Raw genomic sequence first — 26386 nt, forward strand, 5'->3', positions numbered from 1 at the left:
CTGTCATTGGTAGGAACGGATGTCCTTGAACACCGCATACAAAGGCGTCTTGCGCGCATCGAACACGCGGCCGCCGGTGACGGCGACGAGCTGTTTCAGGTCGGCCTCGGCCGCGTCGCCGTACAGCACCATGAAGACGGGGATGCCGCGCACGTCCTCGGGCATCTGCTCATAGGCTTGCTTGAAGGCGTCCAGGTTGCGGCCCACGGTGTTCTTGCCATCGGTGAAGGCGATGACCGAGTATTGATAGTCCGGCTTGAGCTTGCGCTGCTCCAGCATGTGGCTCAGCGCCGCCAGCACCGAGTCGTACAGCGCCGTGCCGCCGGCCATGCGCAGGTTGTCGGCGGCGTCGCGCACGCGCTGCAGCTCGGCCTTCTTGGCGTCGGTGTCGGCCTGCGGCGCCACGCCCTTCTTCACCGGGCTACCGGCCGGGATCTCGAACAGCACGGGCTCGCGCGGCCGGTCGCTGAAGGGCAGGAACCACAGCTTCTCGCGGTTGGTCAGCTTGGCGACGCGACCGGTCAGCGACACGTCGGCGCCGGCCAGGTAGTGGATGGCCTCGACGAGCTGCTCGCGCCGCTGGCCCTGCATGCTGCCGCTGGTGTCCAGCACGAAGGTGGAGGCGATGGGCTTGCGGAACTCGTTCAGGTAGGCGTCGATGAGGCCGTCCGCCAGCTGGCGGTCGGGCGAGAAGGGCAGCTCGACCTGGAAGCCGCGCGCGGGAAGGATGTCTGCCACCTGTTGTGCCAGCTCGGCCTTCATCGGCCGGCGCAGCGTCTGGCGCGCCAGCCACAGCTGGGCGGTGTCGCCCTTCAGGTAGTCGACCACCTTGAGGTAGTCCGCGCGCTTGGCGTCGTTGAGCAGCATGAAGGGGTAGTCGGCCGTGGACACGCCCTCGAAGGGATAGATGAGATGCAGCTTCTCGCGCAGCTTGCCGCTGGCGTTCAGCGTCAGCAGCCAGCTCTCGTAGTTGATGAAGGCGTTGGCGCGCGTGCCTTGCTGCTTGGTGAACTGCTCGGCCAGGTACGTGGAGTTGTCGCCGACGATCTTGTAGCCGGTCAGGAAATCGGCAATCGCCTGCCGGTCCACGTCGGCCGCCGTCAGCGCCTCGCCCTTGCCGCCAGCGGCCGCGACGACGCCCAGCAGCGCCATGAAGCCCTGGTTGCTGGTGGCTGGGTTGGACAGCGCATAGCGCAGCTGGCCCTGTTTGGCCGCCTTCGCGATGTCGGCCCAGGTGAGCTTGGCATCGGCCTTGTTCCAGCCAAAGCGGGCCGCGTCGCTCTCGCTGACGCCCACGGCGATGGGCGACAGCATGATCTTTTCCTGCATCTTCACGCGCCCCTGGCCGGCGGCGTCGCTGAGCAGGTATTTGGCGTTGGCGAACCAGGCCACGTCGGCGTTGGGCGTGCCGCTCAGCACTTCCTGCGTGCTCTCCATCGTGCCGCCGAAGCGGAACTGCACGGCCACGCCGGTGGCGGCCTCGATCTGCGCTGCCAGCGGCTCGATGTCCTTCAGGTCGCTGGTGGCCAGCACGCGCAGCGTGGCCTCGGCGGCGGCCGGCGCCTGCTGCGCGACGGGCGCGTCCTCTTTCTTGCCGCAGGCAGACAGCGCCACGGCGAGAACGACAAGGGCAAGGCGTCGCATCATTGGTTCATCTCCCGGCTGACGGTGTCGATCATGTCGAACATCAAATCGAAGCCCGGTGGGTCGACGACCTGGCGCAACTGCGTGTCCACGGCCAGCCCGGCCTGCTTGGCCGTGGCGGCAAACGCGGCCGGGTCGCCGGTGCGGAAGCCCTGCTCGAGCGCAATGGCCTGCAGCTCCTTGCTGCTCGCCAGCAACTCGGCCAGCTTGCGACCGCGCTCGTTCATCGCCACGATGACCAGCTTGTTGACGATGGTGGGCTGTGGGTACATCAGCACCATCTCTGCCCGCAGGCCGCCGCCGCCGTTCTTCTGCGCCTGGGCCAGCATCTGGCTCTCGTAGATGAAGGCCAGCGGCGTCTTGCCCATGCCGATGGACAGGTAGTCGTCGAAGGCGCCGTTGACGTAGTTCTCCTGGAATCCCTGGCGCTTGAACAGCTCGGCCAGCTTCAGCGCCAGCTGATTGCCGCGCGCGCGGTCGCTGACAACCTCGCCGTTCAGCGCCTGCGAGGTCAGCGCCAGATACATCGCTGCCGAGTTGCTGCGCCGGATGTCGGTGGTGGACACCAGCACGCTGCGCGACACGGCGTAGTCACCGCTGTCCTTCAGGTCGCGCCAGCGTTTCTTGGCCAGCATGGCCTCGGTCAGCTTCTCCATGTCCAGGCCGTAGACCTTGGGGCCCAGCGGTTTGGCGATCTGGTTGGCGACCAGGATCTTGGCGACCGGCTCCCACGACGCCACCACCAGCGGCGTGTGGAAGGGCGAGCTCTGCGTGGCCGGCTTGTTGGCTTTGCGCGCCGCGTCCAGGATCATGTTGGCGGCGACAACGCCGCTGGCCAGGAAGAAGTCCGGCGCCTCGTCCAGCTTGCCCGCCATGTCGCGGCTGCCCACGCGCACCGCCTGCACCGGCAGGCGCTGGGCCGCCAGCAGCTTGGCGACGCGCTCGTCCTTGAAGAAGGGCTCCACGTCGACGGCGATCAGGCCCTTGAGCGGTGCCGTCTGTGCGACGACCGCCTGCTCATGCTCGATGGCCTGGGTCTGCTGGTTGTTGCGCAGTGCCCAGAACAGGGCGCTGCCGAACACGGCCAGCACGATGAGGGTGCCGGCGATGCGCTTGGGGTTGTTCATCTGGCTTATCTGCGTCCTGCCTTGTTGACAGGTGCGCAGTGTGCCCGGTCTGCGGGCCGGGCTGAAAGTCACAAATCACCGCGCGGGGCAGACCCTCGGCGCCGCCCGGGCCCCTTGGCGCGTCAGCGGGGCGCCGGATCGCCAGCCAGTTGCAGCGCATCCGCGCAGTCGGCGCGGAATCGCTGCAGACGCACCTCGGCCTGGGCTCGCTGCCGCGGCGGCAGTTCGCGCAGGCGAATTTCCTGGGCCTTGACCATGGCCTGCAACGCGGTCTGCATCATCAGCAGCGCGGCGGCGCGCGTGCCTGAGGCGTCGCTGCCCGGCTTGCTGCCGGCGTCCAAGCGCTGTGCGACGCGGACGTTGGCGGCGCTCAGCCGCAGGAACAGGTCCGCCAGGTCGACGTACACGTCGGCGAACTGCTCGGGGTCGGTCTTCAAGCCCAGCTCGGCAGCGCGCTGGCGGGGGAGCAGCTGCTCCGCCAACCGCTTGTGCAGCGTCAGCGAGGCGGCGGCTTCCAGCGGATCAATGTCGGCTGGAGGGTTCAGGATCTTCTGCACCCGGGCGGCCGACCACAGGGCCCGCGCCGGGGCCTGCAGCAGCGCTGCGGTATCAGTGTCCGTCGCCGGCCCCAGCGCCTTGAGCTCGCGTTCGAAGACGAGCACCGCCCCGAGGTACTGCAGCGAGGGCGCGACTATGGCCGGTGCGGAGGCCGGCGGTGCCACGCCCGCCAGGGCGGGAGCGGGGAGGAGCGTGTTGCGCACCGAGTTGTACGAGACAGCGGCCTGGAACTCCTCGCTGGGCGTGTTGCCGGCCGGCGCCTGCGTGCGGCGCAGGATGCCGGTGAGCCGCAGGTCGTCCTCCGTCACGCGCAGCGTGCTGAAGGCGTTGTCGCTCCACTGGATGTGCAGCACACCCGGCGCTTGCACCTGCCAGGTACCGCTGCGCGGGCGCGTGGCGGTGAGCGTGACGCGGCCATCGCCTTCCAGCCGCAGCCGTGCGTCGTCCGAGTTCCAGTCCGTGCCGGCCAGCCGCGCGGTCGTCGTCTGCGCCGTGCCGGGCAGGACGGCCCACCGATCCTCCACCGGCCAGAACGTGGCGCGGGGCGGCACGACCGAATGCCAGGGTGCGCTGCCGAGCTGCGTCGAGCGGATGCTTTTCAGGCCGTCACCACGCAGCACGATTAGATATGCCGCTTCGTCAAAGCTGCCGGCCTTCATGAAGCGACTGCTCCACTTGGCTGTCAGCGTGCGGTCGGGCTGCAGTTCGACTTCGACCTCGTGCCCGTTGCCGCCCGGCCATCGGATGAGGCCCCGTGCGCGACCGGTCTCGCGCAGCTGCTCCAGCAGCGCCAACCGCCAGACGCGCTGGTTGTCGGCGTCCACACCCTCGATGGTCGCGATGTTGTCCATTGCTTCCAGCGGCCACACCGGCCGACCGGCCGCCGTGCGCGGCACACAGGCCCAGCGGCCAGCCTGGCTGACGATGAAGGCCGTGGCGTCTGTGAAGCGCGTTTCCGAGCTGCCGCGGAAGCTGAGCGCCGAGTCGCGCGTGCTTTTGACGTCCGCTTTCGGCAGCGCGAGGCAGTCGCGCATGCGCGCTTCCGTGTCCGGCAGGCTGGCGTCGCGGAACTCAAACGTGTCGGCCGGCGTCTGCGCCAGCGCGCCCGCCGCCAGGGACAGCCCGGCGACGAAGCCCGCCAGCCGTTGCAGCGTAGAGCGGATCACTTCTCGACGAAGGCCCGCTCGATGACGTAGTCGCCCGGCGTCGTCGTGCTGCCTTCCTTGAAGCCGCGCACTTCCAGCATGGCCTGCATGTCCTTCAGCAGCTCGGGGCTGCCGCACAGCATGATGCGGTCGGTCTCGGGGTCCAACGGCGGCAGGCCCAGGTCGGCCTGCAGCTTGCCGGTCTGGATCAGGTCGGTGATGCGGCCGGTGTTCTTGAACGGCTCGCGCGTGACGGTCGGGTAGTACAGCAGTTGCTCGCTGGCGAACTCGCCGAGGAACTCGTGCTGGTGCAGGTCGACCGAGAGATGGTCGTGATAGGCCAGCTCGTTCACATGGCGCACGCCGTGCACGATGACGACCTTCTCGAAGCGCTCATACGTTGCCGGGTCGCGCACCACGCTGATGAAGGGCGCCAGGCCCGTGCCGCTGCCCAGCAGGTAGAGGTTCTTGCCCGGCAGCAGGTAGTCGATCAGCAGCGTGCCCGTGGGCTTGCGGCCGACGACGATCTTGTCGCCCGGCTTGATGTGCTGCAGCTTGGAGGTCAGCGGGCCGTCCGGCACCTTGATGCTCAGGAACTCGAGGTTCTCCTCGTAGTTGGCGCTGACGATGCTGTAGGCACGCAGCAGCGGTTTCCCGTTCTCGCCCTTCAGGCCGATCATCGTGAAGTGGCCATTGGAAAAACGCAGGGCCTGGTCGCGCGTCGTCGTGAAGCTGAACAGGCGGTCGGTCCAGTGGTGGACGGTCAGGACGGTCTCTTCGTGGAAGGCACTCATGGGCGTTGATCTGGACGGGGTTAACCCCGGGATTTTCGCCCGGAAGTGATATGCGTGCGTCGCATAAGGCTCAAGCAGTTGCGTTGGCGACCTTCGCGCCACTTCCAGCCCTGCTCATGCCCGGCCCCGCGAGGGGGCCAGGCATGGGGTCAGCGCACGATCAGGAAGTACTGCACGCCGCTGGCCTGGATCTCGTTGCTGCCCGTCTGCACTACCGTCACCCGCTTGTCGTCGCTGGCGTGGAAGACGGCCAGGCCATACGACTGGGCGCCGTTGATCAGCGGCAGTCGGACGTCGCCGGCAGGGAACAGCAGCGAGCCGGTGAACCGCTTGAGCACTTCGGCGTACTGCGACGTGTTGGAGCCGTTGGTGGTCACTGCGATGGCCTCTGCGGCGGTGGCGCTGTGGCTGACCGACAGGGCGGCCGTGCCCAGGGTGCCCAGGTACTGCAGGTCCGAAGTCCTGAAGTAGCTGCCGCCGCTGGTGAACAGTAACGACTCGTCACCCGACAGCCACATGGGATTGGACGCCGAGTAGTTCGACGTTGCTTGGCCGTTCGAACCTGTGAAGCTACCGGTGCTGACGTTGACGCCTGTCCAGGTCAGCGACGAGTAGTCGCCGATCAGCAGGCGGCCCAGTGACTCCGACATCACGCCCCGCGGGCTGCTGGAGGTGTTGTAGAGGCTGCTCGTACCGAGCGTGACGCCCGTGCGCCCGTTGATGGCGACGACGTTGGTGTAGGGCCACGAGTTCGACGAGCCCACCACGAACACGATGCCCGAGTTGGCCGTGAACACCTCAGCCTGCGAACCTGCCGTGCCCGTCGTGGCCAGCAGCGAACCGGAGGCGACGTCCACCAGGCTGACGCTGCCCTCATGCAGCAGGCCCGCCAGCCGGCCGTCGGCCGACAGCGACAAGGCTTTCACTGTCGTGGGCAGCGCGATGGCGACATCGGTGCCTGCCGACGGGTCGACCAGATGCAACTGGTTCGGGTTGGTGGAAACGACCACCAGCTTGTTCTGCGACTTGCTGAAGCGCATCAGGAGAGGCTTGTAGGCCAGCGGCACGGTGCCCGCGGTGGCGCTCAGCACGGTGATGCTGACGCCCGACACGGCGCTGACCTGGCCGTCCGTCACGGTGACCGATGCGTAGTAGCTGCCGGGAACGTCCGGCGTGAAGCTCAGCGCGGGGCCGTTCGGCGCGGCGATGCTGGCGTTGGAGCCCGTCGGGCGGGTGTCCAGCGCCCAGCGGTAGGTCAGCGTGCCGGCGTTGTTCTTGCTATAGCTGCTGGCTGCCGACGCCATGATGCTGCCGCCCTGCAGCACCATCGCCTGGCTGCGGTCGAGCACCACCACCGGCGCATAGTTGCCGACGTCGACGGTGACGGATTGAACCGCACGCAGGCCTGCCGGGTTGGTGACGGTCAGCGTGGCCGCGTAGCGGCCGTCCTTGTCCGGTGTGAAGCTGGGCGTGGCGGTGGCGGCGTCGCTGAGGCTGGCCGAGCTGCCGACCGGCAGCGTGTCCAGCACCCAGCTGTAGGTCAGGGCGCCGCCCGCGGGGTCCTGGCTGCCCGTGCCGCGTAGCGTGATCGCGCTGCCGGTGGCACCGACGTAGCTGGGGCCGCCGGCCTGGGCCACAGGTGCTGCGCTCGCGGACACGATGGCAGTGGGGCCCCAGTCGGCCTTGACGGCGACCCGGTGGATGGCCGACACGCCGCTGGTGCGGTCCACGGCCGTGTACTGCAGCGTGTAGGTGCCGGGCACGTCGGGGACGAAGCTCACGGCCCACGCGGACGTGCTGGTCAGCTGCGCCAGCGCACTGTTGGCGGGCTTGCCCGCGACCAGCCAGGTGCCATCGCTGTTGGAAAACCAGTAGCCGCCGCCGTCGAGCGACACGATGTTGCCCACCGCGGCGTCGAGGCTGCTGTTGGCGACGACCGTCGACACGCTGGTCGACACGGCGAGCGCCGGCGCGAGCTTGGCGGCATCGAAGGTGTGCACCGCGTCCGCATAAAGGCCGGAGGACGAGGTCGCCCTCACGCGCACCTGGTACGCGCCGACGGCGTCGGGCGTCAGTCGAGCCGTCGTGCCCGTGGTGGTCAGCGTCGCGGTGTTGCCAGCGGGGGTAGACAGCAGCGAGAACGCTAACGTCACCGGGCCGCCGTTGGCATCGGTGCTGCCCGCGCCGTCCAGCGCGATGACGGAGCCGACCGACACGGATTGGGTGGGCCGGGTGTTCGTGGGGCCGGCGAAGCTCACCGACGCATCGACGTTGACGACCGGCACTGCGGCGGTGACGGTCACCGGCAGCATCGTGCTGGCCGTCGTGCCGTTGGCCCCGACCTGCAGCGTGAATTGGTAGGCGCCCGCCACGTCCGGCGCGAAGGTGGCCGTCGCGGTCGTGGCGTTCTGCAGTGTGGCGGTGCTGCCGGCGGGTTTGGTGGTCACCGTCCACAGATAGCTGGTGATGCCGCCCGACACGGACGTGCTGCCCGCGCCGTCGAGCGTGAGTGTGCTGCCCACCGGCGCCAGCACCGTGGCATTGCCCGTGGTGGTGGCCGCCAGGGCCGTCGCGCGGATGACGGCCGTGGGTGGGTCAACGGCTACGGGTGTCGTGGTTGGCGCGCTGCCACTACCGCCACCGCCACCACAGGCACTCAAAGCCAGCAAAGCAGCAGCCGCGCACGCAGCCACGGCCGCGTGCCGAATCGTCTTGATCATGATCACTCCCTGAACGCCGCGCCTTGGACTGGCCGGTCGGGGGCGGATCTTAGTGAGGGTTTGATGTCACTTTTACCGGGAGCGCCCGCGTTTGGGGGGGCGCTTCGACAGCCGCGTCCAGCAGGCGTGCGCCTGGCCCCTCATTGCTTTTGACGTCCAGCGGGTTGTAGAGCGCGCAGGCCTTCAGCGACAGGCAGCCGCAGCCGATGCAGCCCGTCAGCCGCTGGCGCAGCTGCTGCAGGGCCGCGATGCGTGCGTCCAGCAGCGGCGCCCAGCTGGCGGAAAGCCGCGCCCAGTCGGCCTTGGTGGGTGTGCGGCCATCGGGCAGCGTGGCCAGTGCGGCCTTGATCTGCGGCAGCGTCAGTCCCACCGTCTGCGCGGCGCGGATGAAGGCGACGCGGCGCAGCGCATGGCGCGGGTACTGGCGGTGGCCGCCGGAACTGCGGCTGCCGGTGAGCAGTCCCTCGGCTTCGTAAAAGCGCAAGGCACTCGTCGCGACGCCCGCGCGCTGGGCCAACTGGCCAATCGTCAGCAGGGTTGCCGATGAGGCGCTTGACTTCAAGTTCACTTCAACTTTCAGCATGGCGGCCATGTTCCCACGGACGAGGTTCCCATGCTGATGAAAACCATTGCCCCCGCCAGCATCGCCCAGCTGCACCACCTGCTCGACGCCGGCCAGGCGCTGTCCGCCACCTACCGCGGCCAGATGAGCAACCACCTGCCGATGGCGCAGCAGGCGCTGCTGGAGCTGGGCGCGTCGGCCGCGCGGCTGCAGGCCTTCACGGAGGCCGGCGAAGCCCTGCTGGAGCCGCGCATCGCCGCGCGGCCGGCGCGCATCGTCCTGGAGCGTGACCTGGGCCGGTCGAACAGCGACGCCGCCTGGCGCGCCCACTTCGCGGCGCGCATCGCCGAGCTGGGTTCGGGTGGTGCGCTGCGCGAGGCCCTGGCCCTGCTTCTGCCCGGCGCGGGCGCCATCGCCTACCACGGCCTGATCCGCACGGGCCACGCCGTGCTGGCCGGCCATGAGGGCGAACTGGCTGCCGGCCTGGCGCATTGGGCATCGCATTGCATGCCGCTGGCGACGACCGATGACGGCCCGCCGCTGGACCTGGTTGATTGGCTGCAAGCGCTGATGAAGCTACCGCGCCCGGCTTATCCGCCCGGCAGCCTCATCACCGGCCGCATGCAGGCCTGGGGCGACTCACCCGACTTCGCCGCCATCGCCGGTCGTCTGCACCACGGCCCCGACACGCTGCGCGACCTCGCGCTGCTGGCCGCTAGCACCTACGCCGCCACCGGCAACTTCACCGTGCTGCACCTGCTGACGGCCAGCCACGCGATGAGCGTGCTGCAGCCCTGGTGGCCCGCGCCTGAACTCCCGCGCGGCTTCAGCGTTGCCGCCGCAGCCGGCCTGCTCGCCAGCGGCGCGGCACCGGCCCTGACGTTGGACCGCCCGCCCAGCCGCCCCTGGCCGGCGCTGATCTCCGCCGCCTGCGCCCAGGACGACGCCCACGTCATCAAGCTCACCCACGCCGCCTGGCGCCTGGGCCGGCGCTGGCCCGACCCCGCCTGGCGCCGCGCCGTCGAACGCGCGATTCCATTTTGATGGAATACATATTCCATTAAACTGGAATGCATGACCAAGGACAACATCACCGAACTCATAGGCCGGCGCCTGCGCGAGCTGCGCGCGGCAGCCGACCTGTCGCTGGACGCGCTGGCGCACAAGAGCGGCGTCAGCCGTTCCAACATCTCGTTGATCGAGCGCGGCCAGAGCAGCCCCACGGCCGTCGTGCTGGACAAGCTCGCATCGGCGCTCGGCGTCAGCGTCGCGTCAATGTTCGAGGTCGGCCCCGCGCCAGCAGCCCCGTCACCGCTTGCCCGCGTGGCCGACCAGCCGGTGTGGAGCGACCCCGCCTCTGGCTATGTCCGCCGCAACGTGTCGCCGCCGGGCGTATCGCCGCTGCAACTGGTGGATGTCGTCTTCCCCGCCGGCCAGCGCGTCGCCTTCGAAACGTCGGAGCGCGACACCGACATCCACCAGCTCGTCTGGATGATCGACGGCGTCATGGAGATCGCCCACGGCGCCGACCAGTGGCAGCTCAACCCCGGCGACTGCCTGGCCGTGCGCCTGGATGCGCCCATCCGCTTCCACAACCCGGGCGCCAAGCCGGCCCGCTACCTCGTCGCCCTCACCGGAGCCCGGCCATGAACGTTGTTGTCATCCGCGAACTCGACGGCGCCGAGGCGCTGGCCCGCGTGGCCGAACTGGCCGAGGTGCTGCGCGACTGCGTGGAAGGCGGCGCGTCGGTAGGCTTCATGCTGCCGCTGACTGAAGGCCGGCCTGAAGCCTTCTGGCGCAAGGTGGCTGCGAGTGTGGCGGCGGGCGAGCGCCACCTTTTCGTCGCCGAGGACGAGGCCGGCCGCATCTGCGGCACGCTGGCCCTCGTCATCGACATGCCTGACAACCAGCCACATCGAGCGGACGTCAGCAAGATGCTCGTTCACCGCCGCATGCGCCGCCAGGGCGTGGCCGAGCGGTTGCTGAAGGCGCTGGAGGTGAGGGCGCGTGAGTTGGGCAAGACGACGCTGGTGCTGGACACCGTCACCGGCAGCGACGCGTCGCGGGTCTACGAGCGGACGGGATGGCAGAAGGCGGGGGATATGCCGAACTACGCATTGATGCCGGACGGAGCACCTTGTTCGACGACGTACTACTTCAAGCCGATCTGAAGCCGATGCCGCGCCGCTCGCGGACTTCCGGCTTCGCCCGATGCTCCGCTTCCAGCTGAGCCAGGAACTCATCCGGCGTGAACGCCTCGCCGAGGATCTCGACCTGCTGCCTCACGGCCGCGAAGTCGCCATGCGTCAGGCAGTCCATAGCCACCAGCCTTGAGCGCTGCTCGTCAGTCGGCACTTCGCCCGCTTCACGCTCGAACATCGCCACCCGCTGCTCAGGCTTCAAGGCCTTGAAGCGGATCTTGAACGCGAAGCGCCGCAGCGCCGCCTCGTCGAGATCGTCGAAGAGATTGGTCGTGCAGATGAACAGGCCGCTGAAGCGCTCCATGCCGGCCAGCATCTCGTTGACCTCTGACACCTCGTAGTTGCGCTCCGCACGCTTGCGGCTGCGCAGGAAGCTGTCGGCCTCGTCCAGAAGCAGCACTGCTCCTTCGCTCTGTGCCAGCTCGAACATGCGCGCCATGTTCTGCTCGGTCTCGCCGACGAACTTGCTCGAGATGTCGCTGGCGCGCTTGACCATCAGCGGCCGGCCCAGTGCCTGGGCGATGTGTTCGGCCAGGGCCGTCTTGCCGCTGCCGGGCGGGCCGTAGAAGCACAGCTGGCCCCGCCCCTTGCGTTGCAGCGCCTCGACGATGCGTGGGATCTCGAAGCGGCTTTCGCAGTTCAGCAGGTCCAGCGCGTAGCTGGTGACGCAGGGGCGGGCGACGCTGCCACCGTCGTCGCGGCCCAGGGCCTTGTCGGCGTTGAGCAGCTGGCGCTCGATGAGCTTCTCGGCGTCGTCCACCGAACCGGCCAACTGAGCGAAGCGCACGGCGGTGCGGATCTGCGCCGGCGTCAGCCCCGGGCGCTCGGCCAGCTTGGCGACAAAGGCCTCGCTGACGACGACCTCGCCCAGCGACTTCGCCACCAGGCCACGGCGCGCGCCGGGCGGCGGCGACTTCAGTTCGAGGTGGTACTGGAAGCGGCGCCGGAAGGCCGGGTCGATCTGCTCGATGCGGTTGGTGACCCAGATGACCGGTACCGGGTTGGTTTCCAGGATCTGGTTGACCCAGGCCTTGCCGCTGACCGAGTTGCCCACGCCGCCTTCGGCGCTGGCGTCCAGCCGGCTCAGCAGCGAGGCCGTGTCGCTGGACAGCGGCGGGAACACATCCTCCACCTCGTCGAACAGCAGGGCCACGTTGGCGCTGGCCTTGAGGAAGACCTGGCTGATCTGCAGCGAGCGGTAGCGGTCGCGGCCCGACAGCGAGTTGCCGTCGCGGTCGGCGTATTCGACCTCGTAAAGGTCCAGCCCCGCGGCGGCGGCGGCCACCTTGGCCAGCTCGGTCTTGCCCGTGCCCGGCGGGCCGTAGAGCAGCACGTTGACGCCGCTCGCGTGCGTTGCCACGGCCTGGCGCAGCAGGCCTTGCAGCAGGCCGAGGTCTTCGGCGACGAACTGGAAATCGCTGCTTGCCAGCGAGCTCAACGTGGCCGGCCGCGTGAACACGGCCATCAGGTCGTGCGGGCCCTGGTACTCGCGCATCAGCACCGGTGGCAGCTGGTCGCTGACCTTCATCAGGTCGGCCAGGTCGGTGATGTTGTGCTCGGAGATCAGGTTCTCGACCATGCCGATGCGTTCCAGCCGCGAGCCGGCACGCAGCGCCTCGGCGACTTCGCGCTCGTCCACACCGGCCACGGCGGCGATGGCCGCGAAAGCCTCCTGCGCCGTGTTGACCTTGAACTCCACCAGCGCGCCGCGCAGCTCGCGCTGGTAGCGGGCCAGCGTGCCGTACAGCAGGATGGCGCGCTCGGCCGGGTTGAGTTGCAGCAGCGTGCCTAAAGCCGCGATGTTCTTCTCGACCAGCGTGGACTCGCGCTTGAGCTGTCGCTCCAGGTGCTCGCAGGTCGTGGCCAGCAAGGCCATCATGTCCTTGGGCGCGTCCTTGACGTATTCGTCGAGGTAGAAGAACAGCGTGCCTTCGGAGAAGGGGCCGCTCCACTGGCCGAAGCGGTCCAGGAAGGCCTCGTCGCTCAAGGTGTCATGCCCGCGCCACAGTTCGTTGCCGGCGCAGCGCTGGGCCAGGTAGCCGCGCAGCCTTTGCAGCACGCGCGTGGGCCAGACGAGGTGGCGGCCGGTGAAGGACAGCAGGCCGTTGAAGTCGCGCCGCAGGTTGAAGCGGCCGGCGTGCCGCACGGTCAGCGTCAGCACGAACTGCGAGCACATCCGGTCCAGCACGGGGGCGCTGTCCAGGCCGGGCGAGGGCAGCACGCGGGCGGCGGCCCGGGAGGCTGTCTCAGCGGCGACTCGCTTCACCATCGAATGGGCTCCTTGCGCGGCCTGCAGCGGCCGGCGTTGACCCATCTTGTATCAGGGTTGGCGGCAGATCAACGTCAAATCCGCCCCCTAAACGTTCAGTGCATCACGACCGGTTGCTGGCCCATGACGGCATAGCGCTCGATGAAGGTGTCGAGTTCGTCCTCGGAAGGCTCGCCGCCGTCGATGAGGGCCTGCACGCCTTGCTGGAAGGATTCCGCCAGCGCGCCCTCGATGAAAATTTCCTTGCGGGCGAACTTGTCGACGATCTCGAAACCACCGCGATTCAGCTGCGGGCCCGCAGGCACCTGCTGGGGCTCGACGGTCGGCACGTCGAACTGGACGACGATGAAGCTGTCGGAGTTGTAGAGCATGTGCATGGCGTTCTCCCTGGTGCTTCAACTGCGGGTGTGGCCAGGGGTTTCAAGCCCTGGTTGGTACAGATACTGGCAGAACCGGGTTCAGATCGGGTCATCCCGTACGCCTACATGATGTAGGAAGCGTCAGGAGTTCACGTCGATCAAACGGATTTCGTACCCCCTCGTCTCGGGGTCGCCCTGGCGCAGCCGCGCCGGCCAATAGCCGCGCGCCGGGTCCAGCCACAGGTCCACGCCCGGGTCGTGGGGCCCCAGTGGCTGGCGGCGCAGGTGCAGGGTACCGGCGTCATCCGGTTCGGCGGCCACGGCCTCGAAGGTCCATTCGCGAAGTTCTCCACGCAGGCCGGCCACCCAGACGCGCCAGCGGCCGCCCGGTGCCGGTGCGGCCTGCACCAGCGCGGCCAGCTGAAGCCACCAGGACAGTCGGTCCTGCGCGCCATCGGGCAATTCAAGCTGGGCCGGGCTGGCCGAAAAGCTGATGCGTCGGCCGGCGTCGTCGAAATTGACGGCCTGGCGGTCCTGGCCGCCGCGCTGCAGTGCAAAGCGCTGCGGTGCCAGGCCCGCGCTGCCGGTGCGGCCCAGGCTTTCCAGCGCGGGCAGGGCGCGCTCACCGATGCGGCGCGTCAGGCGCAGGCTGTAGCGGCCATCGGCCTGGGGTTGCCAGTCCAACAGGGCTTCGCCGTCCTGGCCGCCCTGGCGCAGGCGGAATCGCCAGGCAGCGGGGCCGGCCAGGCGCAGCAGTGGCGAGTCGGGCGCGGCGCTGGGGGCGTCCACGGCAGGCGTGGGTGGTCGTTCAGTGGGCCGCGTCGAGCGCACGGCTGCTTGGGGTAGCGCGGCCGGCGCCGGTTCGGGCAGGGCCACGGGGGCCATGGATGGTTGCAGCAGCGCCACATTCACCGCCTTCGCGGGCTTGGCCGCGTCCTCGCGCGCCCGCTCACCACCCAGCAGCGCTGCGTGCGCGAGCAGGCTGGCCGCCAGCGCGAGCAGGGCGGCGCGGGGAGCGATGGGAAAGGCGCGCATCGCACAATGCTGCCATCACCCCGAACAAGTCCACATGAAACTCGCCAGCTATGCCGACGGCTCGCGCGACGGCCACCTCGTCGTGGTGTCGCGCGACCTGACCCAGGCGCACTACGCAACCGGCATAGCCACCCGCCTGCAACAGGTGCTCGACGACTGGGGCTTCATCGCGCCCCAGCTCGAAGACCTCGCCGTGCAGCTCAACCACGGCAAGCTACGCCACGCCTTCAATTTCGAGCCCGACAAGTGTCTGGCGCCGCTGCCGCGCGCCTATGGCTGGGCGGTCGTTGATGCCGACGGCGGCGTGCGTCGCGAGGCGGGCAGCTTCTCGTCGCCGCACCAGCCGCTGCGGGCCGTGGCGCGCGGGGAGGTGGCGTTGGCCGCCATCGCCGGCGACCTGGCTGCCGCCAGCGACGCCTCAGCGGCACTGGACGCGCTGCGTCTGCTGAGCTTCGCGGTGGACTGGCGCATCGATGGCGAACTGATCGCCACGCAAGCCGCGCCGGTAGTCGTCACGCCCGAGGAACTGGGCGACGCCTGGGCCGCCGGCCGGGTGCAGGCGCGGCTCCACGCGCTGCACAACGGCGCCAAGCAGGCGCCGCTCGACGTGGCAGCCGCACCGGGCGAGGCGCTGGCCCGTCTGGCCCGGCTGCGTGCGCTGCGCGCCGGCCAGGTCGCTGGCGTGGCACTGGGCGCCCTGGACTTGCCCCTCGCCCCCGGCGACAGCCTGCACCTGGACCTCAAGACCGCCGCAGGGGCCAGCCTGTTCGGCGCCATCGACCTTGACCTGGCCCCGCCGCCCTCCGCATGACCCAAGCCATCATCATCGACACGGATCCCGGTCAGGACGACGCCATCGCCCTGCTGCTGGCAGCGGCTTCGCCCGAACTGGAACTGCTCGGCGTGACCACCGTCGCCGGCAATGTGCCGCTGGCGCTGACGACGCTGAACGCCCGCAAGGTGCTGGAGCTGGCCGGCCGCACCGACGTGCCCCTGTGCGCAGGCGCCGACCGGCCGCTGGATGTGCCGCTGGTCACCGCCGAGCACGTGCATGGCGACACCGGCCTGAACGGCGTCCAGCTGCCCGAGCCCACGCTGGCGCTGGACTCGCGCCACGCAGTCGACTTCATCATCCAGACGCTGCGCGAACGCGAGGCCGGCACGGTGACGCTGTGCCCTCTCGGCCCGCTGACCAACATCGCGCTGGCGCTGCGCCAGGCGCCCGACATCGCGCCACGCATCCGCCGCATCGTGCTGATGGGCGGCGGCTTCTTCGAGGGCGGCAACGTGACGCCCGCTGCCGAGTTCAACATCTATGTGGACCCGCAGGCGGCGCACGAGGTCTTCACCAGCGGCGTGCCCATCACGATGGCGCCGCTTGACGTCACGCACGAGGCGCTGACGACAGCGAAACGCATCGAAGCCATCCGTGCGCTGGGCAACCGGGCCGGCACGGTGGTCGCTGCCTGGATGGAGTTCTTCGAGCGCTTCGACGAAGAGAAATACGGCCAGGACGGCGGCCCGCTGCACGACCCCTGCGTCATCGCCTGGCTGCTGCGCCCGGAGCTGTTCACCGGCCGCGACTGCAATGTGCGCATCGAGACGCACAGCGAGCTGACGCGCGGCATGACCGTCATCGACTGGTGGGGCGTCACCGGCCTGCCCGCCAACGCCCAGGTGCTGCGCCACGTCGATTCGGACGGCTTTTTCGCGCTGTTGACCGAACGTTTGGCGCGCCTGGGCTGAGCGCTTCAGTGGCGGCGGCGGCTGCCGGTGGTCATTGCCAAGGCGCCGAGGGTCAGCGCCAGGCTGGCGGGCTCGGGCAGGCGGTTGGTCGGTGGGGTGATGCCGACCAGCGGGTCTGCCGTGATGTCCCTGCCTACGGTCGGTGGAGATTGCTTTTCTTGCGCGTCATTCCTGGCCGGAAAACCCCTGTCGACATCATTTCTGGCAAATGTAAAAATTCACAACTACAGGGATTGACCCGTGCGGAGCGTGGTGCTCAGCGGGCGTAGGCGTCCAAGGCGGATGCGGGGCGGGAGAGACGGGTGCCAAGCCGAGAAAAACTGCTGGAGTTGATCGCCATTCAGACCGAGGTGGCCCGGCTGGGCCTGGACCTGGGCGGGGTCATGAGCCTGGTCGTGCAGCGCACGCTGAACCTGGTCGGGGCCGATGGCGGCGTCGTCGAGCTGGCGGAGGGCGATGACATGGTCTACCGCGCTGCCGCCGGCATGGCCGGCGGCAGCCTGGGCCTGCGGCTCAAGCGCGGCGCCAGCCTGTCGGGCCAGTGTGTTCGCGAGGGTCAAACCCAGCGCTGCGACGATGCGCTGACCGACCACCGCACCGACCGCGCCGCCTGCGCAAGGCTGGGCCTGCGCTCCATGGTCGTCGTGCCGCTGCGCCACGACGGCGAGACGGTGGGCGTGCTCAAGGCCATGTCGCGCCAGGTGGCTCATTTCGACGAGCGCCATGTCGCGCTGCTGGAACTGCTGTCCGACCTGGTCGGCGCGACCATGTATTTCGCCACCCGTTATGCGCCCGGCGAGCTTTTCCACAAGGCCACGCACGACGGCCTGACGGACCTGCCCAACCGCTCGCTGTTCCTGGATCGGCTGCGTTCGTCGCTGGCCCAGGCGGTGCGCGACGGTCAGCCGCTGGCCGTCCTCGTGCTGGACATCAATGGCCTCAAGCCCATCAACGACTGCCACGGCCACCGCGCCGGCGACGCGGCGCTGCAGGAGTTCTCGCGCCGCCTGACGGCCGGCGTGCGCCAGTCCGACACCGCTGCCCGGCTGGGTGGCGACGAGTTCGGCGTGCTGCTGCGGCCGTTGGCGCTGGAGGGCGGCCTGGCGGCGACGACGACCCGACTGGCCGGGCAGCTCAACGGCGCCTTCGAGTTCGAGGGCCGCCTGCTGTCGGTGGGCGCGAGCATGGGCGCGGCTTGCTTCCCCGAAGACGGCGCCGACGTGGCCCAGCTCGTGGAACTGGCCGACCAGCGCATGTACCGGCACAAACGCGCCCTTCAACACGCGGCAGCTTGACGCTGCGCGGTGGCAAGATCGCCTCCGTTCGACCGGAGTCCGCCATGCAACGCCGCCACGTCCTTGTCTGCACCCCCGCCTTGCTGTTGCTGCACCCGGCCTGGGCGCTCAACCTCAGCGAGGGTGACGCCAATGCCGGCATCCGCACGGCGCTGGAGCGCGGCGCCAACACGGCCGTGGCGCTGCTGGGCCGGCCCGACGGCTTCCTGGGCAACCCGCTTGTCAAGATCGAGCTGCCGGGCTACCTGAAGGATGCGGCCAAGCTGCTGAAGGCCACCGGCCAGGGCGCCAGGCTGGACGAACTCGTCACCGCCATGAACCGCGCCGCCGAGGCTGCGGTGCCGGCGGCCAAGCCGCTGCTCGTCAAGGCCGTGAAGGACATGAGCGTGGAGGACGGGCTGAAGATCCTCAAGGGCGGCGACGACTCGGTGACGCAGTTCTTTGCCGGCAAGACCCGTGAACCGCTGGGCCAGCAGTTCCTGCCCATCGTCACCAAGGCCACGGAGCGGGTGTCGCTGGCCGACAAGTACAACGCCGTCGCCAAGAAGGCCTCGGGCTTCGGCCTGCTGCGCGGCGACGACGCCAACATCCAGCAATACGTGACCGCGCGGGCGCTGGACGGGCTCTACCGCATGATTGGCGAAGAGGAAAAGAAGATCCGCCGTGACCCGGTCGGCACCGGCAGCGCCATCCTCAAGAAGGTCTTCAGCGGACTATGACGTCGGCTTGAAACCGTGCGCCTCGTGCCACTCGGCCAGCGACGTGTCGGGGTAGCCGCTGAAGCGCGGGTCCTTCGTCTTGCCTTCAACCATGACCCACGGCGCCTTCGAGTCGAGCAGGCCGTGCACGTTTTGCGGCGGTGTCGGCAGCGGCGTGTCGATGGCGCCGGCGTGCGGATGCACCAGTTCGGGCCAGGTCGGGTCCCACAGCCACAGCGCGCTGCCGCACTTCCCGCAGAAGTAGCGCCTGGCGCTGCTCTTGTGCCGGCCCTTGCCCGTTTTGTTCGGCAGCTTGGCGCGGTAGATGCGCAGGTGTCGCTTGCCCTTGACCTTCATCGTGCGTGTGACGGCGCCGAGGTTGATCGCGTAGCCGCCCGTGCCGGCGGTCTTGCGGCAGATGGAGCAATAGCAGCGCATGAAGGGCACCGGCGAGTCCGCCTCGACCGAAAACCGGATGCTGCCGCAGTGGCAGGAACCTTCGAGATGCATGGGTGGCGCTCCGCAGGATGTAGGCCCGCCGATGGTGGTCACGGCGATGCCCGGCTGACCATCCCACAGGGCGACTGGGCCGGCGCGCGCACCTGAACGACAATCCCGGCCCTTGCCCGTGTTGTGGGCTGCTGTGCGCGCTTGCCGCTTTGCGATGAATTCCGATCTTCCCGATCCCGTCACCCCGTCCGAAGAACCGGCAGCTGCTGCGCCTGCGCCCGTCGCTGTGCCCGAGGCCACGCCCGAAGTCGAGAGCCCTTCCGAGAGTCTTTCCGAGGCCCCGTCCGAGGCTGCGCCTGAAGCCCCGACGCCCGCCGCCGCCGCACCGTCCGCTCCCGCTGGGGACGCCACCGCCGAGCTCAAGGCCCTGTTCCCCGCCCTCTTCACCGGCAAACCCAAGCCCGTCAAGCTGCGCGTGCAGGCCGACATCCAGGAGCGCGCGCCAGGCAAGTTCAGCAAGGCCCAGCTCAGCGCCTTCCTGCGCCGCCACACCGGCAGCACCAGCTACCTGATCGCGCTGACCCAGGCCAAGACCCGCTTCGACCTCGACGGCAACCCGGCCGGCGAGATCAGCGAGGAGCACCTCACCGTCGCGAAGGAAGAGCTGACCCGCCGCAAGGGCTTGCAGCAAGACCGCCAGCAGGCCGAGCAGGAGCAGCACCAGCTGGAGGCGCAGCAGCGCCGCAACCGCGGCCAACTGCTGTGGGACTTCGAGCGCACGACGCTGACCGAGGCCAACTTCTGCGTGCTCAAGGGCGTGAAGCCCGAGGAGCTGCCGGGCCTGCTGGAGATCGCCCGCAAGGAGCGCACCGAGGCGCCGCCCGAACCGCCGCGCGAGGCGCGTCGTGATGACCGTCGCCCCAGTGGAGGTGGCGGCGGTGGTGGCGGCCGTCCCGATGGCCGTGGCGAGCGTCGCCCCGACCAGCGTTCGGATGGCCGGCGTGACCAGCAGCCGCGCGGTGATCGCCCTGCACGTGAAGGTGGACGCCCGCCCCAGCCGGGCCGCAGGCCCGATCAGGCGCGTCGCGACCCGGGCGTCAAACGGCAGGCGCCCCAGGGCACCAAGGTGGAGCCAGCGGCCGCAGAGCTGCCGCCGGCAACCAAGGATCAGGCGCCCGAGTAACGGTGTTCCAGGTAGGCGAGCAAGGTGCGGATGGTCTGCGCCTCGCCGCCCACCGGCCGCCCCGGGCGGGGTGCATCGTTCCAGGCGAACAGGTCGATGTGCAGCCAGTCCTGCTGGGCGGGCAGGAAATCTTCCAGGAACAGCGCCGCATTGATGGCGCCGGCCAACGGGCTCTTGCCCGTGTTGACGAGGTCGCCGATGGTGCTCTCGATACCGGCGTGATACGGCGCCCACAGCGGCATGTGCCACAGCGGATCGTCCAGCTTCAGGCCCAGGTCGACCAGGTCTCGCGCCGTGTCCATGTGCTTGGCGAACAGCGCGGGCAGCTGCGCGCCCAGGGCCACGCGCGCCGCGCCGGTCAGCGTCGCCAGGTCGATGACGAGGTCGGGCTTGCCCTCGGCCGCGTAGGCCAGCGCGTCGCTCAACACCACGCGACCTTCGGCGTCGGTGTTGCCGATCTCGATGTGCAGGCCCTTGCGCGTCTTGATGACGTCGCCCGGCCGGTAGGCATTGCCCGCGATCGAGTTCTCCACCGCCGGGATCAGCAGTTGCAACTGCACCGGCAGCTTCAGCGCCATGATCAGCGTGGCCAGGCCCAGCGCGTTGGCCGCGCCGCCCATGTCCTTCTTCATCTGGCGCATGCCCTCGCCGGGCTTGATGTTCAGCCCGCCGGTATCAAAGCAGACCCCCTTGCCGACCAGCGCCAGCCTCGGGTGTTTGGGGTTGCCCCAGTTCAGCTCGATCAACCGAGGTGAGCGCGTGCTCGCGCGGCCGACCGCATGGATGCTGGGGAAGTTCTTCTTCAGCAGCGCGTCGCCGACGGTCTCGCTGTACTTGGCGCCGTACTGCTCGGCCAGCACCTTGGCGGCGGCGGCCAGCTCGGCCGGGCCCATGTGCTCGGCCGGCGTGTTGACGAGGTCGCGCGTGGCCGCGGTCGCGGCGGCCACGGCCAGGCCGCGTTCGGCGTCGGCGCCGGGCTTGAGCCACAGCGTCGCCGGCTCGCGTTTGACCGGCTTGTAGAGGTCGAAGCGGTAGCCGCCCAGCTCCCAGGACATGGCCGCGCTTTCCGGCAGCAACGCCAGGCCGACGTCGTCCAGGCGGTATTCGCCGGCCGGCAGGGCCAGCGGCAGGGCGCTGAGCGCAAACGGGTGGGCGGCGTGGGCCACACCGGCGAAGACCTGCGCCAGGCGGCCATCGGCGCCGGCCAGCAGCGCGTGGCTGTCGGCCGCGCCGACGAAGCCGACGGTGGCCAGCCAGGCGCGCGTCGCCTCGGGCAGGCTGGGCGCCAGGGCCTGGAAGGCGGCGCGGTCGACGACGGTGATGGGCGTGGCCTTGGCCGGGGGGGATTTCTTCAGCTTGACGGTCATCGGTCAGCTCCGGGGGTTTGAAGCGGGCATTGTGCAAAGAAGTGTGAGCGCCCTGTCAACCGCGCCTCAGGAGCTGGCGTTGTGCCTCCCAATCGCGCAGCTTCCACCGCGAGATGGCCCGGCAACAGGCCAGACAGCCCACATGAAGATCCAGACCCAACAACATTCGCAACGCCGCCTCCCCGTCCCCGAGATGGGACCGGCATGGAGCACCGAGGAGTCTGTCGAGAAGGGGCGCAAGCACGAGCCCTTCGACACCGGCTTCTACAGCGGCGAGCGCCGCGGCCTGAACCGCGCGCTGCGCCTCGACCGCAAGCGCTGAACCGCGAAGGCGCAGCCGGCAACAAGCCGGTTGACCTGAATCGCCACAACCCGCCCTCCGGCCGACGGACGGCGGGTTTTGTTTTGTAGTGCCGCTTTCGCAAGAAATCCCGGCCCGACCGCCGCGCCGGCTGCACCGAGAATGTGCCCTCATGAAAGCTCAACGTCGTTCCATCGCCTTTTTCTCGGGCATCCTGCTGTACTGCTGCGGCGCTGGGGTGGCGATGAAATACGCGACCACCGGCCTGCCACGCCAGGTCTACACCCAGCTCGGCGGGCGCAACAGCCTGCCGGTCATGCTGGGTGAAGCGGTGGCCATCGCTGCGCTGCTCTTCCTCATCGCGGTGATCTGGGGCTACCTGACGCTGCGCCCGGCGCGGCGCCGGCACCGGCCCTATGTCGCCTGGATCATGTCCGGCGTGGGCGTGGCCTGGGCGGGCTGGCTGATCTTCGGGGCCTTCAGCTTCGCACTGCAGCCGCGCTCCTACTCGGCGCCGCTGCAGACCATGCTGCTGTCGTCCAGCGCGGCACCGCTGTTCGGCGCCTTGAACATCTTTGGCGTCATCGGTGGCGTCTGGGCGGCCGGCGCCCTGGCCACGCGCAAGCAGCTCAGCCTGCCCAGCACGCGCTCGCGCCGCCGCCCCAAGGAAGACGCTCCGGCGGCCGACGGTGGCCCGGACAGCACGGTCTCGACCATCGGGCCGCACACCGTCTCCCCGCCACATTGAGTCGCCCGCGCTGCGAGCGCTGCGAACGCCCGCTCGCCACCTGCCTGTGTGCGACGCTACCGGCGCCGCCGCTGGCCCACCGTACCGAGCTGCTGATCCTGCAGCACCCGGCCGAAGCCGGCCATGCCAAGAACACCGCCGCCCTGCTGACGCTGGGCCTGCAGCGGGCGCGGCTGCTACGCGGCGAGCTGTTTGACGCCAGCCTGGCCGGCCCCGGCACGGCGCTGCTCTACCCCGGTGAAGGCGCCGCAGCCGCGCCGGCAGATGTCGACCGCCTCATCCTGCTCGACGGCAACTGGCGCCAGAGCCGCCGCCTGCTGGCCGCCAACCCCTGGCTGGCCGCGCTGCCGCGCTTGAGCCTGCCCGAGCAGCCCGGCCGCTACGCCATCCGCCGCGCCCACCGCCCCGGCCAGCTGTCGACGCTGGAGGCCGGCCTGCATGCGCTGGCGTTGCTGGAGGGCGCGCCGGAGCGCTTTGCGCCGCTGTGGGGGGCGTTCGAAACCTTCGTCGAGGCCGGCCTTTACAGAAGGGCAATGCGTTTGACCTAGCATTTCGGGATGCCCTCGTTCCTGCGTCCCGTCCTGCTGGCCTTTCTGGCCGCCCCCCTGCTCGCCCTGGCGGCGCCCCCCGAGGCGGCCACCGAGCATGTGCAGGCCCGCTTGGTTTCCAGCCACGCCACGGTCGCGCCGGGCCAGCGCTTCACGGTTGCGCTGGAGCAGAACATCAAGGCGCACTGGCACACCTACTGGCTCAACCCGGGCGACTCCGGCCAGGCGACCACCATCACCTGGACCGGCGTCGAGGCCGGTCCCATTCAGTGGCCCACGCCGTCGGTGCAGGCCATCGGTCCCATCGTCAACTACGGCTACGAAGGCCGCCCGGCGCTGCTCGTCGAGCTGACCGTGCCGGCCGACGCCAAGCCGGGCGGCCGTTTCCAGCCGCAGGCCGAGGTGAAGTGGCTGGTCTGCAAGGACGTGTGCATCCCGGAGCAGGTGAGCCTGGGCCTGGATCTGCCGGTGGCGGCGGATGCCAAGGCCAGCGCCGACACCGCCCAGATCAATGAATGGCGCGGCGCCATCCCGAAGCCGGCGCCGTTTGCCGTGCAGCTCAAGGCGGCGCCGCAGGGCGTCACGTTGAGCGGGCCGACCCCTGGCGTCAGCAAGGCCTATTTCTTCGCCGACACCTGGGGCGCCGTGGCGCACAGCGCACCGCAGGCGCTGAAGGCCGAGAGCGGTGGCTGGGCGCTGGACCTCCCCGCCAGCGATGAGCCCGTGGCTGCGGGCAAGCCGCTGTCTGGCGTCATCGTGCTGACGACATCTGCCGGCCCCCAGGCCTGGACGGTCTCCTTGCCCATGCCCCAGGGCGCCGGCAAGGGCCCGGCGCCGGCCGACCTCGCCGCGCCCGCACCCACCGCAGCGACGCCCGCGCCGGAGAGCGACCTCGGGCTGCTGCCCGCGCTCGCCCTGGCGCTGGTGGGCGGCCTCATCCTCAACCTGATGCCCTGCGTCTTCCCGGTGCTGTCCATCAAGGCGCTGGCCCTGGTGCGCGAGGGCAACAACCACAAGGCCGAGGGCCTGGCCTACACGGCCGGCGTGCTGGCCAGCTTTGTGCTGCTGGCGGCCGTGCTGATCGCGCTGCGTACCGGTGGCCAGCAGGTGGGCTGGGGCTTTCAGTTCCATTCGCCGGTGTTCGTGCTGGTGGTGGCCTATCTGCTCTTCCTGGTGGGCTTGAGCCTGTCGGGCCTGTTCGAGATCGGTGGCGGCTTCACCGGCGTGGGCTCCGGCCTGGCGGCGCGCCAGGGGCTGGCGGGCAGCTTCTTCACCGGCGTGCTGGCGGCCGTTGTCGCCACGCCCTGCACGGCGCCCTTCATGGGCGCGGCGCTGGCGTTCGCGCTGAGCCAGCCGGCGGCGGTGCTGCTGGCCGTCTTCCTGGCGCTGGGCCTGGGCCTGGCGCTGCCCTTCCTGATCCTCGCCTTCTGGCCGGCCGCCCAGCGCTGGCTGCCCAGGCCGGGCGTGTGGATGGACAAGTTCAAGCAGTTCCTCGCCTTCCCGATGTACGCGGCGGTCGTCTGGCTGCTGTGGGTGCTGGCCCAACAGACCGGGCCGGACGGCGTGGCCCTGGCGCTGATCGGCCTGGTGCTGATCGCCTTTGGCCTGTGGTGGCGGCACAGCAGCGGCGCCAGCCTCGTCGGCACCGGTGCGGCGGTCGTCAGCCTCGTGCTGGCGCTGGGCGTGTCGGTGTGGATCAAGCCTATTGCAGCCGACGTGCGCGCGGAGTCGTCGATGGAGGCCTACAGCGCCGAGCGCGTCGCCGAGCTGCGTGCGCAGAACAAGCCGGTGTTCGTCAACCTGACGGCCGCCTGGTGCATCTCCTGCCTCGTCAACGAGCGCGTGGCCTTGTCGCGCCCCGAGGTGAAGGACGCCTTTGCCAAGGCCGGCGTCGTCTACCTGAAGGGCGACTGGACGCGCGAGGACCCGCGCATCACCGCCGTGCTCAAGGCCCATGGCCGCTCCGGCGTGCCGCTCTATCTCTACTACGCACCCGGCGCCGCCGAGGCCCAGGTGCTGCCGCAGATCCTCACCCCCGGTCTCGTCGTCGAGGCTGTTTCCGCCCCCGCAACCCCCCGGAGTTCGACATGATGAATTTGCTTCGCCGCTCCCTGATCGCCGCTGCCATCGCGGCTCCCGTGCTGGCGCTGGCCGCCGCCAACGTGGACGCGCCGGCCCCTGGCTTCACGGCCACCACCGCCGACGGCAAGGCCGTCTCGCTGGCCGACTACAAGGGCAAGACCGTCGTGCTGGAGTGGACCAACCACGACTGCCCCTATGTGAAGAAGCACTACGGCAGCGGCAACATCCCGACCCAGCAGAAGGCCGCTGCCGCACAGGGCGTGGTCTGGCTGCAGGTCATCTCCTCCGCCCCCGGCCAGCAAGGCTTCGTCGACGGCGCCACGGCGCAGAAGCTCAACGCCGACCGCGGCGCCGCACCCACCGCGACGCTGCTCGACCCCAAGGGCGAGCTCGGCAAGCTGTATGGCGCGCAGACCACGCCCCACCTCTACGTCATCACGGGCGACGGCACGCTGGCCTACAAGGGCGGCATCGACAGCCTGGCCACGGCGGACAAGGCCGACATCGCCAAGGCCGAGCCCTATGTGACCGAGGCGCTGGCCGCCGTGGCTGCAGGCCGCAAGGTGGAGAAGGCGTCGACGCGGCCTTATGGCTGCTCGGTCAAGTACGCCTCTTAAAACACGGAAAGGCCCGTCTTCGCCACGAACAGCTCCAGCGCCCGCCGCCCCAGCAGCGAGTTGCCGGTGGCGTCCAGCGCGGGCGACCAGACGCATAGCGTGAGGCGGTCCGGCACCACGGCGACGATGCCGCCGCCCACGCCGCTCTTGCAGGGCAGGCCGATGCGGAACGCGAACTCGCCGGCCGCGTCGTAGGTGCCGCAGGTCAGCATCAGCGCGTTCACGCGCCGCGTCTGTGCGGTGCTGAGCACGGGCGTGCCGGCCAGCGGGTGGCGGCCGTCGCGGCACAGGTAGCCGGCGGCGCAGGCCACCTGCTCGCAGCTCATGGCAATGGCGCACTGGTTGAAGTAGACGTCCAGCACCGTGGCCACGTCGTTGTCCAGCGTGCCGAAGGCCTTCATGAAGTTGGCCAGCGCGTTGTTGCGAAACCCCGTGTCGGCTTCGGAGTTGGCGACCTCGGCATCAATGGCGATGGGCTCGCCGCACAGCCGGCCCAGCAGCGCCAGCAACTCGGCCTGGGCGTCGCCCAGCGACACCAGCCGGTCCGCTATCGCAATGGCGCCGGCATTGATGAAGGGGTTGCGCGGGATGCCCCGCTCCGTCTCCAGCTGCACCAGCGAGTTGAACGGGCTGCCCGAGGGCTCGCGGCCGATGCGGTCCCACAGCGCCTCGTCCAGCGAGCGTATGGCCAGCGTCAGCGAGAACATCTTGGACATGCTCTGGATGGAGAAGGGCACGGCGCTGTCCCCGGCCGCCGCCGTCACGCCCGAGCAGGTGCGCAACGCGATGCCGAACTGCGCCGGCGACACGCGGGCCAGCGCCGGGATGTAGCTGGCGACCTTGCCGCCCGCGCTTCCCAGCAGCGGGCGCAGCTCGGCGTTGATGTCGTCGAGGATGAGCTGGAAGTTCATGGACGGGATCCTAGACGCCGGGACAA

26 protein-coding genes are annotated in these 26386 nt (G+C 69.6%); 13 read left to right on the forward strand and 13 right to left on the reverse strand.

Annotated elements, in window-relative coordinates; genetic code table 11:
- Positions 1–3: 3 nt before the first annotated feature.
- From ACXRVZ_RS06980 to soxR, 6 genes are all read right to left on the reverse strand, one after another.
- Positions 4–1644: a substrate-binding and vWA domain-containing protein gene (locus ACXRVZ_RS06980; protein ID WP_458232273.1), complete on the reverse strand. Its 1641-nt coding sequence runs from the start codon at positions 1642–1644 to the stop codon at positions 4–6.
- On the reverse strand, positions 1644–2771 hold the full coding sequence (locus ACXRVZ_RS06985) for a hypothetical protein (protein WP_457420382.1): 1128 nt from the start codon (positions 2769–2771) through the stop codon (positions 1644–1646). The genes ACXRVZ_RS06980 and ACXRVZ_RS06985 overlap by 1 nt, the downstream gene beginning before the upstream one ends.
- Before the next feature lie 122 nt (positions 2772–2893).
- Positions 2894–4495, reverse strand: coding sequence for a hypothetical protein (locus ACXRVZ_RS06990; RefSeq protein ID WP_457420384.1), 1602 nt, complete (start codon positions 4493–4495; stop codon positions 2894–2896).
- Positions 4492–5268: a ferredoxin--NADP reductase gene (locus tag ACXRVZ_RS06995; RefSeq protein ID WP_457420386.1), complete on the reverse strand. Its 777-nt coding sequence runs from the start codon at positions 5266–5268 to the stop codon at positions 4492–4494. The genes ACXRVZ_RS06990 and ACXRVZ_RS06995 overlap by 4 nt, the downstream gene beginning before the upstream one ends.
- A 149-nt stretch (positions 5269–5417) precedes the next feature.
- Positions 5418–7988: a PKD domain-containing protein gene (locus ACXRVZ_RS07000; protein WP_458232274.1), complete on the reverse strand. Its 2571-nt coding sequence runs from the start codon at positions 7986–7988 to the stop codon at positions 5418–5420.
- A 49-nt stretch (positions 7989–8037) separates the two neighbouring features.
- Entirely contained in the window at positions 8038–8571 is a 534-nt protein-coding gene (gene soxR, locus ACXRVZ_RS07005; RefSeq protein ID WP_457420390.1) for a redox-sensitive transcriptional activator SoxR, read from the reverse strand.
- A gap of 30 nt (positions 8572–8601) precedes the next feature.
- Here soxR and ACXRVZ_RS07010 point away from each other — a divergent pair, with 30 nt between their 5' ends.
- The 3 genes from ACXRVZ_RS07010 to ACXRVZ_RS07020 are packed head-to-tail and all read left to right on the forward strand — an operon-like array spanning position 8602 to position 10721.
- Positions 8602–9594 carry a questin oxidase family protein gene (locus ACXRVZ_RS07010; RefSeq protein WP_457420392.1) on the forward strand — a complete coding sequence of 331 codons (993 nt, stop codon included), beginning with the start codon at positions 8602–8604 and terminating at the stop codon, positions 9592–9594.
- 30 nt (positions 9595–9624) lie between these two features.
- A complete protein-coding gene (locus ACXRVZ_RS07015; protein ID WP_457420394.1) occupies positions 9625–10200 on the forward strand; it encodes a helix-turn-helix domain-containing protein in 576 nt (191 codons plus the stop codon).
- Positions 10197–10721, forward strand: coding sequence for an N-acetyltransferase family protein (locus ACXRVZ_RS07020; protein WP_457420396.1), 525 nt, complete (start codon positions 10197–10199; stop codon positions 10719–10721). The genes ACXRVZ_RS07015 and ACXRVZ_RS07020 overlap by 4 nt, the downstream gene beginning before the upstream one ends.
- Here the strand turns inward: ACXRVZ_RS07020 and ACXRVZ_RS07025 are convergent.
- The 3 genes from ACXRVZ_RS07025 to ACXRVZ_RS07035 all read right to left on the reverse strand — a co-directional run bounded on the left by ACXRVZ_RS07025 (position 10708) and on the right by ACXRVZ_RS07035 (position 14414).
- Positions 10708–13020: an ATP-binding protein gene (locus tag ACXRVZ_RS07025; RefSeq protein ID WP_457420398.1), complete on the reverse strand. Its 2313-nt coding sequence runs from the start codon at positions 13018–13020 to the stop codon at positions 10708–10710. The two genes, ACXRVZ_RS07020 and ACXRVZ_RS07025, sit on opposite strands and share 14 nt — an antisense overlap.
- Before the next feature lie 95 nt (positions 13021–13115).
- Positions 13116–13397 (reverse strand): BTH_I0359 family protein, encoded by a 282-nt coding sequence (locus tag ACXRVZ_RS07030; RefSeq protein ID WP_457420400.1) that lies wholly within the window; start codon positions 13395–13397, stop codon positions 13116–13118.
- A gap of 123 nt (positions 13398–13520) precedes the next feature.
- Positions 13521–14414, reverse strand: a complete 894-nt coding sequence (locus ACXRVZ_RS07035) for a hypothetical protein (protein WP_457420402.1) — start codon at positions 14412–14414, stop codon at positions 13521–13523.
- A 34-nt stretch (positions 14415–14448) separates the two neighbouring features.
- Between ACXRVZ_RS07035 and ACXRVZ_RS07040 the strand changes: the two genes are divergently transcribed.
- Both ACXRVZ_RS07040 and ACXRVZ_RS07045 read left to right on the forward strand, forming a co-directional pair.
- Positions 14449–15225: a fumarylacetoacetate hydrolase family protein gene (locus ACXRVZ_RS07040; protein ID WP_457420404.1), complete on the forward strand. Its 777-nt coding sequence runs from the start codon at positions 14449–14451 to the stop codon at positions 15223–15225.
- A complete protein-coding gene (locus tag ACXRVZ_RS07045) occupies positions 15222–16160 on the forward strand; it encodes a nucleoside hydrolase (RefSeq protein ID WP_457420406.1) in 939 nt (312 codons plus the stop codon). The genes ACXRVZ_RS07040 and ACXRVZ_RS07045 overlap by 4 nt, the downstream gene beginning before the upstream one ends.
- A gap of 5 nt (positions 16161–16165) precedes the next feature.
- Here the strand turns inward: ACXRVZ_RS07045 and ACXRVZ_RS07050 are convergent, their stop codons facing one another.
- The gene (locus ACXRVZ_RS07050) at positions 16166–16378 is read right to left on the reverse strand and encodes a PEP-CTERM sorting domain-containing protein (protein ID WP_457420506.1); all 213 of its coding nucleotides are present in this window, start codon (positions 16376–16378) and stop codon (positions 16166–16168) included.
- An 84-nt stretch (positions 16379–16462) separates the two neighbouring features.
- On the opposite strand from ACXRVZ_RS07050, the gene ACXRVZ_RS07055 reads away from it, so the two are divergent.
- Positions 16463–17455: a diguanylate cyclase domain-containing protein gene (locus ACXRVZ_RS07055; protein WP_457420408.1), complete on the forward strand. Its 993-nt coding sequence runs from the start codon at positions 16463–16465 to the stop codon at positions 17453–17455.
- Positions 17456–17499: 44 nt separating this feature from the next.
- Positions 17500–18174 (forward strand): DUF4197 domain-containing protein, encoded by a 675-nt coding sequence (locus ACXRVZ_RS07060; protein ID WP_457420410.1) that lies wholly within the window; start codon positions 17500–17502, stop codon positions 18172–18174.
- Here the strand turns inward: ACXRVZ_RS07060 and ACXRVZ_RS07065 are convergent.
- Positions 18169–18663 carry a GFA family protein gene (locus ACXRVZ_RS07065; protein WP_457420412.1) on the reverse strand — a complete coding sequence of 165 codons (495 nt, stop codon included), beginning with the start codon at positions 18661–18663 and terminating at the stop codon, positions 18169–18171. The genes ACXRVZ_RS07060 and ACXRVZ_RS07065 overlap by 6 nt on opposite strands.
- A gap of 154 nt (positions 18664–18817) precedes the next feature.
- Here ACXRVZ_RS07065 and ACXRVZ_RS07070 point away from each other — a divergent pair, with 154 nt between their 5' ends.
- Complete coding sequence (locus ACXRVZ_RS07070; RefSeq protein ID WP_457420414.1) at positions 18818–19786, forward strand: ProQ/FINO family protein; 969 nt, start codon at positions 18818–18820, stop codon at positions 19784–19786.
- Here ACXRVZ_RS07070 and ACXRVZ_RS07075 read toward each other — a convergent pair.
- The gene (locus ACXRVZ_RS07075; protein WP_457420416.1) at positions 19771–21153 is read right to left on the reverse strand and encodes a leucyl aminopeptidase family protein; all 1383 of its coding nucleotides are present in this window, start codon (positions 21151–21153) and stop codon (positions 19771–19773) included. The two genes, ACXRVZ_RS07070 and ACXRVZ_RS07075, sit on opposite strands and share 16 nt — an antisense overlap.
- Before the next feature lie 142 nt (positions 21154–21295).
- Between ACXRVZ_RS07075 and ACXRVZ_RS07080 the strand changes: the two genes are divergently transcribed.
- The 5 genes from ACXRVZ_RS07080 to ACXRVZ_RS07100 all read left to right on the forward strand — a co-directional run bounded on the left by ACXRVZ_RS07080 (position 21296) and on the right by ACXRVZ_RS07100 (position 25449).
- The gene (locus ACXRVZ_RS07080) at positions 21296–21475 is read left to right on the forward strand and encodes a hypothetical protein (protein ID WP_457420418.1); all 180 of its coding nucleotides are present in this window, start codon (positions 21296–21298) and stop codon (positions 21473–21475) included.
- Positions 21476–21626: 151 nt separating this feature from the next.
- The gene (locus tag ACXRVZ_RS07085) at positions 21627–22202 is read left to right on the forward strand and encodes a hypothetical protein (RefSeq protein ID WP_457420420.1); all 576 of its coding nucleotides are present in this window, start codon (positions 21627–21629) and stop codon (positions 22200–22202) included.
- A complete protein-coding gene (locus ACXRVZ_RS07090) occupies positions 22199–22750 on the forward strand; it encodes a tRNA-uridine aminocarboxypropyltransferase (protein ID WP_457420422.1) in 552 nt (183 codons plus the stop codon). Before ACXRVZ_RS07085 ends, ACXRVZ_RS07090 begins: the two co-directional genes overlap by 4 nt.
- Positions 22751–22759: 9 nt before the next feature.
- On the forward strand, positions 22760–24841 hold the full coding sequence (locus ACXRVZ_RS07095) for a protein-disulfide reductase DsbD family protein (protein WP_457420424.1): 2082 nt from the start codon (positions 22760–22762) through the stop codon (positions 24839–24841).
- On the forward strand, positions 24838–25449 hold the full coding sequence (locus tag ACXRVZ_RS07100) for a redoxin domain-containing protein (protein ID WP_457420426.1): 612 nt from the start codon (positions 24838–24840) through the stop codon (positions 25447–25449). The genes ACXRVZ_RS07095 and ACXRVZ_RS07100 overlap by 4 nt, the downstream gene beginning before the upstream one ends.
- Here the strand turns inward: ACXRVZ_RS07100 and ACXRVZ_RS07105 are convergent.
- Complete coding sequence (locus ACXRVZ_RS07105) at positions 25446–26360, reverse strand: glutaminase (protein ID WP_457420428.1); 915 nt, start codon at positions 26358–26360, stop codon at positions 25446–25448. The genes ACXRVZ_RS07100 and ACXRVZ_RS07105 overlap by 4 nt on opposite strands.
- Positions 26361–26386: the final 26 nt, after the last annotated feature.

This window comes from Roseateles sp. P5_E8, from assembly GCF_054177665.1.